A 10,397-nucleotide genomic window follows, 5' to 3' on the forward strand; every position below is an offset into this window, starting at 1 on the left:
TCACGGAAAAGCTGTCCGAACTTGGGGTTACTTCAGACAGCTTTCAAGGAAATCACGACAAAGCTGTCCGAACTTGAAGCTACTTCAGACAGCTTTCATGGGAATCACGGAAAAGCTGTCCGAACTTGAAGCTACTTCAGACAGCTTTCAAGGAAATCACGACAAAGCTGTCCGAACTTGAAGCTACTTCAGACAGCTTTCATGGGAATCAGGGAAAAGCGGTCCGAACTTGAAGCTACTTCAGACAGCTTTCATGGAAATCACGGAAAAGCTGTCCGAACTTGGGGATACTTCAGACAGCTTTCAAGGAAATCACGACAAAGCTGTCCGAACTTGGGGTTACTTCAGACAGCTTTGAAGGAAATCACGAAAAAGTTGTCCGAACTTGAAGTTACTTCAGACCCCCTTATTGTCTGCTCAGTCGTTCAATCTCTGTTTCCGCTTTATAAACTCTTTTGTTCAAAGCTTCCGTCTTATCATCGATATGCTCAACGATCTTACCTGCATATATAATCCTATACTATCGTCGACAAGATTCCAATTTTATTGAGATTACTGGCTAGTAATATTCAAAACCCTTTATATCCCCTCCCGCCTAAGGAACTTAATATCTTTAGGTTTTTTTACGATGAAGCTGCCCCTCCCTTTTGGTACTTTTTTAATTTTCGAAGTCATTACTGTCTTTTAATTCATTATCAAACTAGCTGAATTTTTTGTCACAATACTGCCACAATATCCCCCTACCCACCCTGTCCTTTTTGCCTGCCCATCTATATATAGACAGTGAAAGGGCGGTGCAAAATGATGACAATTAAATCTGGGGTCATTGAGGGGTTTGAGGGGTATTCGCAGTTCGGTTCGCTGGAGGAGTTCAATCGTCATCTGGAGATGTGGCTGGCTGTCCACAAGTATGATTTTTCAAAGGGCGAATTGGTTGGACTAAAAAGGCTTGCCCGCTTTGCTGCTAAAATTCCTGGTGTCAGCAATGCGAAGATCGGTACGGTGCTGAAGGCGATTCATGAGGAATACAATGAGCTGGGAATTTCCCGTTCCACTTTTAAAAGAATGATCATCAAGGCAAGCAATCTTGGGATTTTCACTGTATATGAAACAGAGCGCAAAAATGGTTCACAATCCAGCAATCTATTCGTTTTTAATCGTTTTCCCAATGGTGAACCACCCAAGAAGGAAAAAATGAACCACCATAATAAAACTATTATTCTTTCTGAAACTAAAACTATTAAGAATAATAAACGTGAAGAAATATCCAACACCAAGGAGCCTGCAGACCACCTTTTTGTAAGCGACCGGATTCCAAAGCCATTTGTTGACCTGGCTAAGTTTTTCTTCCCTCAAGCTAAGACTATCGAGGAATTTTGGAGAATGACAGCAATCGCCGCCTACAAAAACAACCAGGAAAACGAAACAGACACCATACTGTCCGTCTCTATGGATTCTTTTAAACAGCTCATCCGAAAAATGAAAACAACTATAAAAGTTAAAAATCCGCTCGCCTATTATACAGGGATTCTGAATAAGAAGTTTCAGGAAGTGTACTTTGCAGAGCTATTTGACCTGGGATTTTTACAGGGAGAGTAGGTCTACATGATATTCTTTCACCATCGGCCATTTAGCTGTCCAATTTTTCTTGATCAGCCGCTCCTCGTAAATGGCAGCACGTTCTCTCGTCTCTGTAAAAAATGGAGTCGGCTTCAACTCCATATGGAGGACATTTTCCAATCCACACGGTGCGGTCAAGACAAGTCTATTCTCTTTGTCAAGCTTCACACCCAGTGCCGTCGCCGTTTCCGGGAATTTCGAAATGGCGTCTTCCGAAGATGTGTAAGGCGGAATTTGATTGACAACATGCATCCTTGCCTGATTTTTCACAGACCATGGAATCTCAGTCATATGGCTCTTCAACTTTTTTTCTAGTTTCTTTTCATACTCTTCATCAATGTTTGCGGGATCAAAGTATATCACATCAACATCTGGAGTCATCGTCGGCTCCTTAAATCCATGCAATGTGTCCCAGATTTTCGAACGCACAAAACCAGCACAGATCCACCAATCCGGCAAGTCAAGTATTCCTGCTGTATGTATGATCTTCATCATATTTTCATCTGATTGAATTAACTTTATTACATCTTCTTTGTTTTCCAGCAAAATAAACACCCCTTCGACACGAACGTACATTCTTATTTTAACACACTATATCGTTAGGGAACATTCACTTTCATCCATCGTACTAATAACGATTAGAGAGAAACATATTTGAATGATTCTTGGTGACAATAAGTCATAATGCAGAGGATCCCTCCTCAATCGAGAAAAGGCCTTTTGGCCAAGCGAAAGGGAATAGGTAAATAAGGAGATTCTATATGGTATTGTTCATTTATCTCTTATTAAACGGTTTCGCTTTACTTTTTTTCATAAAGAAAAAGAAAAATCTCCACATTCTAGAGATCACGGCTTATTGGTTTCTTGCTTCTTACATTACTCAGAATTTCTCTGCACTATGTTATATGAATTTTAAAACTCTGCACATCCCTGAAAATCTACTCCTTGAAATGTCTCATTTTATAAGTCGAATTAACCTTTACCCCGTCATCATGCTTCTATTTTTAGATTATTTTTTGGTCACCTATACATGGTACAAAAAGGGCTTTTTAATGATTTTATTTATAGTTATATTAACAAGTGTAGAGTGGCTGAACCATTTTTTAGGTGTATTGATTCATGTGAATTGGCAGTTTTGGTGGTCACCTTCCGTATGGTTTGGAGCACTCATATTGCTTATTGGCTTTATGAACGGATACCGCATTCTACTTTTTAAAAGGAGGGCATGACAAATGAATGTAAAATATGATTGGAACGAATGGTTCTTTCTGATTTCTTCGGTTGCAGCATTATTAACATTCTGGCCCATCCGAAAATACTTCCGGCCAGTGATTGTCCTGCTTATCTGGATGTATAACATATTTCTTGTTTCATCCATTGACTATTTTTTAATTGCTACCCCTTTTACGGCCTACTATTTTGGTGATAATCCAACATACGAACTTTCCGGAGCATTGTTCCATTTGTTCATGTACCCTTGTGCTTCCTTAGTATTTCTTTATTTTTACGATAAGTTTGAATTACATGGTAAAAAAACTGTTCTCTATATTATAGGATGGACAGGATTTTCGGTATTATATGAATGGATTTGTGTGAAAAATGAGGCCCTAATTTATACAGGCTGGAAGCTCTTGTATTCCATCCCCGTTTACCCGGCAGCAGCCATCTTACTGATCATTTTCTTTCATTTTATTAAAAAACAATATCAAGATTTGGCGTATTAAGATTTTTTGTAATCAGGAGGAAATACATAATGAGAAAGTTATTTGCTGTGATAGGACTTGGCCGCTTTGGCGGAAGCCTTGTCGAGGAATTTCATCATCTTGGATTCGAGGTTCTGGCCGTCGATGTGAATGAGGAAAGAGTGAACAGGTATAGCAAATTTGCTACACATGCTGTTGTGGCCAATGCCATTAGTGAAAGTAATCTGAAATCCTTGGGTCTGAAAAATTTTGACCTTGTCATTGTATCCTTCGGCGGTAATATTGAAGCTAGTATCCTCACCACATTGCTGCTAAAGGACTTGGGTGTCAAACAAGTATGGGTGAAAGCATTAAGTGAGAACCATCAAAAGGTGTTAGTAAAAATCGGAGCCGATCGCGTCATTCACCCTGAAAGGGAAATGGCTAAGAGAATCGCCCACCATGTTACTTCTGATAAGATCATTGATTTCATTGAGCTTTCCAAGAACCACAGCATTGCAGAAATCGTCTCTACAAAAAAAGTAACGGACAAAACATTAAATGAACTGAATGTAAGTGCCAATTACGGATGTACGATCATCGGGATCCAGCGCGGAGAAGAATTTATTGTCTCCCCCTCAGCTGATGAAGTCATCTGCACTGATGATATCCTCATCGTGTTAGGTAATAATAATGAAATTCATGCATTTGAAGATAAAGGGGTTTAGTTTTTAAACACCTAAAAAGCGGATAAAGCACAGGGTACCCCCTGCGCTCTTTTGATCCAACCATTAAATTTTAATGCTTCTAATCTCTTTATACACCGGTTTCCACATAGCATCTGCCACTGCCTTTTGGACATCATGGATATCTGCCAGGGCAACTCCCTCCTTGATAGCAGCATGAATGACTGCCATTGCCACCTTTTCAGAAACTTCCTGCAATGTATTGATGTTAGGAAGTAGTCCCGGCTTATCATTGCAGCACATGTCGGCAACAGCGTCTGCAGCTGCAGTGAACATACCTTTTGAAATGATTTTTGCTTTTGCCACAATGGCTCCGAGCCCTAGCCCCGGAAAAATAAAGGCATTGTTAGCCTGGCCGATTTCATAGGAAATTCCATTGTGTTCTACATCCTCAAAAGGGCTCCCCGTTGCAACTAGTGCCCGTCCTTCTGTCCATTGAATCAAATCTGCTGGAACTGCTTCTGCCAGTGGTGTCGGATTGGACATCGGCATGATGATTGGACGTTCTGTATGGCTTGCCATCTCTTTTATGATATCCTCCGAGAAGGCTCCAGCTTGTCCAGATGTGCCGATTAGAATTGTCGGTTTCACTCTTTTGACCACTTCCATCAATGGAATGATGCCTCCGTCATTCCGTTCCCAGCCTTCCACTTCATTAACCCTACGGACATATGGTTTTTGAAAATCCAAGACATCTCCATGTTCCTCCGTTAAAAGGCCTCTGAAATCCACTGCCCAGAACTGGTCATAAGCTTCATCCTTCGATAATCCTTCAGAAACCATGGCATCCACCATCTGATCAGCATTGCCAATTCCAGCAGCGCCTGGACCAAAGACAACAATCCTTTGCTCTTTCAATGAACCGCCGGTCATCTTCAAGGCTGACTTTATGGCCGCTAATGTGACAGCTCCGGTACCCTGAATATCATCATTAAAGGTAAGAATCTTATCTCCATACTTCTCCATGATCTTCCGGGCATTCACATTGCCAAGGTCTTCCCAGTGCAGCAAAACATCAGGGTGAAATTTTCTTGCCGTTAAGACAAATGCATCAATGAACTCATCATAACGCTCTCCTCGGACACGTGGGAACTCGTTTCCGATGTAAAACGGATCGTCCGCCAAAGCCTTGTTGTTTGTTCCGACATCCAGCACAACCGGCAATACACGGCTAGGGTTAATCCCTGCAGCTGCTGTGTAGACGGCTAACTTACCAATCGAGATATTGATGCCGCCAATCCCTTGGTCTCCAATGCCGAGAATGCTTTCTGAATCGGTAACGACAATCAAATCAATGTCATTTTTGGCATGTCCGAGGTTCTTAAACGCTGTTTCAATCCCCTCTTGGTCGTCAATCGATAAATACAATCCACCTGGACGGCGATAAACCTGTGAATATTGCTCGATCGCCTCCCCGACAGTAGGAGTATAGACAATAGGAAGCATTTCACTTAAATGATCCTTAAGCAATCGGTAAAACAGGACTACATTCCGGTTATACAAGTCATAAAGGACTCCATTTTTAAATAAATTGGTGGTTCTGATCGAATACTGCTCATACATCCTTTTTACCTGTTCATCGAGTGTTAGCACCTGAGGCGGCAATAACCCTTCCAGTCCTAGCTCCTCCCGTTCCTGCTTAGTAAAAGCTGTACCTTTATTTAAAAATGGGTTTGACAAAAGCTCCTTTCCTCTCAACGTCGTCTGGATTACATTAGAATTGGACATCAATTTCCCCTCTTTCTTTTGTAAGCTGTTCTTGGTTGTATACCCTTTTCACAAATTGATAAAAACAGACGGGCATCTATCAGTCCAACTTAGATATCGAAAGACTCCCAGAGTGGTTTCTAATTAAATCAATGAAATGAACACTCCTTCAAAAACAGAAAGAACCAAAGATATACAAGTAGGGAAAAAGCACTTGTATTCTTTGGTCTAATTAGAATAGTCAGAGCAGCCGTAAAATCAGCAAAATAATTCGCCTGACTTCTTACCTGGTCAAAACATAATATATGACATATAACCAACTAAAGAATCCGTGAACAATTGCCCATAAAACGGAATGATGGATACTCCATGATATTGAAATGGCCAAAGCAGAACCAAAAGTAACTGCACTCTTAGAACCAGCAGGTACATTAATTCTTTTTTCTTTTCTTTCTTTCATATGCTCCTCCTTTTTAAGACAGTATTTCCTTCTCTATAGTTAAATTTATTTGTCCCTGAACCTGATTATTCCTTTCCCTAATTCCTTGTTCTAGACTATTTCCCTATCATAAAAACCTCTTGATCTTCCTCTTTTCAAATGATGTATTCAGACTTCTGTACATGCCAGACATCAATTTCAACTTTAATCTAATTTATCGCATTAAGATTTCCCATAATTCACCTGTAATTAACTGGCTAAACTTCTAAATTCAACCTATAAAAGGAACACTAAATACAGTATGATAGTACTATCATATTTTGGGGGAATCACTATTGATCCAGGTGGTTAAGGACTTATTATTAAATCTGCTATTCATAATTGGATTTTGTTCTTTTTTACCAATGTTTTTAGAACAGAAAGGGATCAAGGTGAAAAAGTAGCTTACTATTACATTCTTTTGTATTGCTATTATTTTATGTATAACCTTTCCCATTCATTTAAATGATGATTTTGTTTTTGATTTACGAGGTGTTCCGATTTTCATTGGGGGGTTATATGGCGGGCCAGTTCCGTTATTGATATATAGTCTGATTGCCGTGGGATTCCGGCTTTTATTCGGTGGCGATGGAAGTATTAGCACGGTGGTCATCACACTTTTAAATTTCATGATCATTCTAGCTGTTTATAAAAAATTCAACTTGCTGGCAGCAAAAGAAAAGTTAAAACTGGTAGTGGGCTTGGGAATCCTCTCAACGATCATAGTATTTGAAACACCTCATATCCTATTTGGCTTCACACTCCAGCCGGACTATTGGATAGGTTTTGCGTTTACAATGATCCTGTCATTATTCATTTTAGTTTACTTAATTGAGAGTATCCGGGAATTTTCTTTCTTGCGTGAGCAGTTTATTCGCTCTGAAAAGATGGAGGTTGTATCTCATTTGGCCGCCTCTATAAGTCATGAAGTAGGAACCCGATGACAACCATAAAAGGTATGTTACAAATGTTAAAGGAAACTCCTGATTTATCTGCTGACAAAAAAAATCAGTTCATCACAATCTCTTTAGATGAACTAAATCGGGCTGAGAAGATCATTTCGGATTATTTGTCCTATGCTAAGCCTACAGTCCAGTCAGTACAAATATTTGATGGTCATTCAGAGATAGAAAGAGCGATTAATGTCATCAAGCCATTAGCAAACATGAATTGTATTGAAATAGAAACAGATTTGGTACCGTTTCAATTAAATGTTAATCAAGAAAGATTCCAGCAATGTATTGTCAACTTAACCAAAAATGCAGTAGAAGCGATGCCCAATGGTGGTAAACTTACTTTTCAAGCCTATCATTTACATGATTCCATGGTTGAGCTGATCATAAGCGATACTGGTGTAGGGATGGGACAAGACCAAATGATTCGTTTAGGAATGCCCTATTATTCAACAAAAGGAAAAAATGGCACTGGTCTCGGTTTAATGCTCGTATATAGAATCATAGAAAGTATGGGCGGCACTATTTCAGTTCAAAGTAAACTAGGAAAAGGCACTGCTTTTTCCATTAGATTAAACACATTTTCAATGAACTGAGATTAGGAGGGAAATTCAAGCTAACCCAAATTCCTGGGTTAGCTTTTTCTATGGGGACTGATGAATACAGAGTTGGATTTTTGAGTTGGAATGCGTGAAAAATATTCAGTATTGTTTAATTCCACAACATCAATAACCACATACAGACAGTTCATTCCTGCCATAAACCTAAAGGCCCTCGGCACTTCAGAATACAGAATAAAACGGCCTATTTTGCACACCCTAAGAATAAAAAATTCCCGGAGGATCGCAAATGCCAGAAAAAGCGCCAATCACTTCTTCTGAAATAGGGACACTTTGGCTCACTTATCAGGAGAAAACGATGATCTTAAGAATGTTAGAGTATTTTATTGAAAAAGCCGATGATGAGACAGCTAAAGAAATCATGACAAATTTACATAGTGATCTTGAGATGTATGTTGGTAAAATCATTGCTATTTATGAACAGGAAGGTGCCGTCATTCCAGTTGGCTACACCGCACAGGATGTGAATAAAGATGTTCCAAAGCTTTATGACAATGGTTTTGATATTATGTTTGTCCGACTATTAAAGCAAATCAGCATGGGACTTCATGCTTTAAACCTGACCATGACGTTCAGGGAAGATATTAATATTCTTTTTGAAGACCTTACTGCCCTTACCCAGAAGTATTTTAGGATTTGTTCCCAATATCTGCTTGAGAAAGGACTTCTTGTCAGGACTCCTTTCGTGACAATGCCAAAGTCAGTAGAGTTTGTAAAAAATAAAGATTACTTAAGTGCGAACACCTTAAATCCATTGTCTCAAAAAAGGACATTAAACACTGTTGAGGTGGCGCATCTTCATAAAGGGATTGAATCAAATCTTACTGGACTCCAAATGATCTTGGGATTTGCTCAGTGCGCGCATGATAAAGAGGTGAAGAAGTTTTTCCATGAAGGTGCGGAATTGGCCAAAGGAATCATAAAAGAATTAAGTGAATTAATGATCCAGGATGAGCTCCCAGTCCCACAGTCTCCTGGAGGAAATGCAACTCGATCCACAGTCGCTCCATTCTCCGATAAGCTAATGATGTATTGTACAAGCCTGTTTTGCAGTTTTTCCCTGGGAAGCAACTCCCTTGGCACGGCTTTTAGTTTACGCAATGATCTGCCTATAAAAATGTCCATCTTCACAAAGGATGTTTTTGAATATGCCCATAAAGGGGCGAAAATCATGATCAAGAACGGATGGACAGAAGAGCCTCCACAAATGATCAACCACAAACAATAGTTTCGATAGGAATAAGTTGAATAGAGAAAAGGATTGTTTAACTGAGGCTAATTTTCAGCCTATTTCTCTTATATAAAAGAGCAGTAGTCTACGTTTAATTACGTGAATACTGCTCTTTTATTTGATTTTTACATCAATTATTTACCGGAATCCCAAAACGCCCCCATCCTACTTCGACACTATGATGGGAACAGCACTCTTCAATCCAAGTCTTTCATCTCGATCATTCGGTTTGTCAACGCCCCTGAATGAATAATGTCAACATTCACTTTCACCTTGTTCAAACTCGCTTGTTTCAATTTGTCGTTTTTCCTCCAACTTTCACGGTAAAGGACATGTTCTAAGTTTAAAAAGTCTGTTTCCTTTTCAATTCCTAACTCATATTGTCCCTGGATTTCTTTTTTGATGATCGACTCACATAACTCCTTCATTTCAGCCAGTTTTAGATTCTTGTTTTTTTCCCGATTGGCAAGATTCCCTTTAACATGGATCGTAATGTCGACTTCCGACCCATTGCTGACATACTTCACTTTTGGGTCTTCAAACACTGTCAGAAAGGACGGGCCCTCCTCATTTGGTATTAATACCTGGATTCTCTCCATCTCAGGGGTGGTCCATCTCAGTCCCTTTACTTCTTTTATTGTAAAAAAGCCCTTATATTCATCATTTTTAATGAAATAGGCACCATTCAAATAGAGCTTGGCTTCTTTCTTTTCCCCTTCCTTCCATTGGCTTCTATCGATCGAAAGAGATGGAAGATTGGCAGTATAGGCTGGTTCGAATACCTGCCTCGCTAATTCGAATAACTGTATTGGTTTAAGTTCAGAGCTTTGTTGAAAGATGGATTCTGGATGATGCAAGATTGTATTCAGAGACGTTTGACCAAAAAATCCCTTAGTTGACAGGATGTCCTCGATCTTTTCGTTCGTACCATAGACCCAAGGGGTCAATCGGAATTCATGGTAACGGGTCAGCCCATCAAAGATTTCCTGGAATCCTTGCTTTAAAGCAGCTTCAGATAGGACAATTGCTGTTACGTGGGCCCATACGAATCTTTCCTGAGCCGTCTTATAAATTTCAAAAAACGAATCAATAAAGATTTCGCCTTCTGCTTTCGATACCCACATTTTGGCTGGTGAACTATCACCACCTTCAGTTTTAGCAACCTTCATCAGATCCACCAATTGGATATAAGTATGATATTTCCCATCTTTATAATCCACTCCGATGGCCGTTGCATAATTCAAATCCTGGGTTTCTTTGATATCGGTACAACCTGTTTGAAGAATAAGAATGATCATAACCGCAGCAAGCGAAAGATTCCTTCCCAACGTAATCATCTCTTTCTCCCCTTGTTTAACAT

The 10,397-nt window shown here is 39.6% G+C and carries 11 protein-coding genes; 7 read left to right on the forward strand and 4 right to left on the reverse strand.

Annotated elements, in window-relative coordinates; all coding sequences use genetic code 11:
• Together AB5I83_RS23470 and AB5I83_RS23475 are read left to right on the forward strand one after the other, a co-directional pair.
• On the forward strand, nucleotides 1–181 hold a 181-nt coding region (locus tag AB5I83_RS23470), incomplete at its 5' end, for a hypothetical protein (RefSeq protein WP_448978894.1).
• 620 nt (nucleotides 182–801) lie between these two features.
• On the forward strand, nucleotides 802–1,599 hold the full coding sequence (locus AB5I83_RS23475) for a hypothetical protein (RefSeq protein WP_448978896.1): 798 nt from the start codon (nucleotides 802–804) through the stop codon (nucleotides 1,597–1,599).
• Here the strand turns inward: AB5I83_RS23475 and AB5I83_RS23480 are convergent.
• Complete coding sequence (locus tag AB5I83_RS23480) at nucleotides 1,585–2,169, reverse strand: nucleotidyltransferase family protein (protein WP_448978911.1); 585 nt, start codon at nucleotides 2,167–2,169, stop codon at nucleotides 1,585–1,587. The genes AB5I83_RS23475 and AB5I83_RS23480 overlap by 15 nt on opposite strands.
• A gap of 683 nt (nucleotides 2,170–2,852) precedes the next feature.
• On the opposite strand from AB5I83_RS23480, the gene AB5I83_RS23485 reads away from it, so the two are divergent.
• Together AB5I83_RS23485 and AB5I83_RS23490 are read left to right on the forward strand one after the other, a co-directional pair.
• Nucleotides 2,853–3,344 (forward strand): hypothetical protein, encoded by a 492-nt coding sequence (locus AB5I83_RS23485; RefSeq protein WP_448978898.1) that lies wholly within the window; start codon nucleotides 2,853–2,855, stop codon nucleotides 3,342–3,344.
• Nucleotides 3,345–3,373: 29 nt separating this feature from the next.
• Nucleotides 3,374–4,030 (forward strand): potassium channel family protein, encoded by a 657-nt coding sequence (locus AB5I83_RS23490; RefSeq protein ID WP_448978900.1) that lies wholly within the window; start codon nucleotides 3,374–3,376, stop codon nucleotides 4,028–4,030.
• A 63-nt stretch (nucleotides 4,031–4,093) separates the two neighbouring features.
• On the opposite strand, the gene AB5I83_RS23495 is transcribed toward AB5I83_RS23490, so the two are convergent.
• The gene (locus AB5I83_RS23495) at nucleotides 4,094–5,776 is read right to left on the reverse strand and encodes an NAD-dependent malic enzyme (protein WP_448978901.1); all 1,683 of its coding nucleotides are present in this window, start codon (nucleotides 5,774–5,776) and stop codon (nucleotides 4,094–4,096) included.
• A gap of 262 nt (nucleotides 5,777–6,038) precedes the next feature.
• A complete protein-coding gene (locus tag AB5I83_RS23500; RefSeq protein WP_448978903.1) occupies nucleotides 6,039–6,215 on the reverse strand; it encodes a hypothetical protein in 177 nt (58 codons plus the stop codon).
• 428 nt (nucleotides 6,216–6,643) lie between these two features.
• On the opposite strand from AB5I83_RS23500, the gene AB5I83_RS23505 reads away from it, so the two are divergent.
• The 3 genes from AB5I83_RS23505 to AB5I83_RS23515 all read left to right on the forward strand — a co-directional run bounded on the left by AB5I83_RS23505 (nucleotide 6,644) and on the right by AB5I83_RS23515 (nucleotide 9,034).
• Nucleotides 6,644–7,177 (forward strand): LytS/YhcK type 5TM receptor domain-containing protein, encoded by a 534-nt coding sequence (locus AB5I83_RS23505; protein WP_448978913.1) that lies wholly within the window; start codon nucleotides 6,644–6,646, stop codon nucleotides 7,175–7,177.
• Complete coding sequence (locus AB5I83_RS23510) at nucleotides 7,174–7,782, forward strand: ATP-binding protein (protein WP_448978905.1); 609 nt, start codon at nucleotides 7,174–7,176, stop codon at nucleotides 7,780–7,782. Before AB5I83_RS23505 ends, AB5I83_RS23510 begins: the two co-directional genes overlap by 4 nt.
• 253 nt (nucleotides 7,783–8,035) lie before the next feature.
• Entirely contained in the window at nucleotides 8,036–9,034 is a 999-nt protein-coding gene (locus AB5I83_RS23515; RefSeq protein WP_448978907.1) for a DUF3231 family protein, read from the forward strand.
• Between the two features lie 200 nt (nucleotides 9,035–9,234).
• Here AB5I83_RS23515 and AB5I83_RS23520 read toward each other — a convergent pair.
• The coding region (locus AB5I83_RS23520; RefSeq protein ID WP_448978909.1) for a Ger(x)C family spore germination protein at nucleotides 9,235–10,397 on the reverse strand (1,163 nt) is incomplete at its 5' end.

This window comes from Mesobacillus sp. LC4 (assembly GCF_053543455.1).

Excerpts from the sequence above, each read along its gene's own strand:
- AB5I83_RS23475 (WP_448978896.1), top strand. The coding sequence starts at position 802 with ATGATGACAATTAAATCTGGGGTCATTGAGGGGTTTGAGGGGTATTCG.
- AB5I83_RS23485 (WP_448978898.1), top strand. The coding sequence starts at position 2,853 with ATGAATGTAAAATATGATTGGAACGAATGGTTCTTTCTGATTTCTTCG.
- AB5I83_RS23490 (WP_448978900.1), top strand. The coding sequence starts at position 3,374 with ATGAGAAAGTTATTTGCTGTGATAGGACTTGGCCGCTTTGGCGGAAGC.
- AB5I83_RS23495 (WP_448978901.1), bottom strand. The coding sequence starts at position 5,776 with ATGTCCAATTCTAATGTAATCCAGACGACGTTGAGAGGAAAGGAGCTT.
- AB5I83_RS23500 (WP_448978903.1), bottom strand. The coding sequence starts at position 6,215 with ATGAAAGAAAGAAAAGAAAAAAGAATTAATGTACCTGCTGGTTCTAAG.
- AB5I83_RS23510 (WP_448978905.1), top strand. The coding sequence starts at position 7,174 with ATGACAACCATAAAAGGTATGTTACAAATGTTAAAGGAAACTCCTGAT.
- AB5I83_RS23515 (WP_448978907.1), top strand. The coding sequence starts at position 8,036 with ATGCCAGAAAAAGCGCCAATCACTTCTTCTGAAATAGGGACACTTTGG.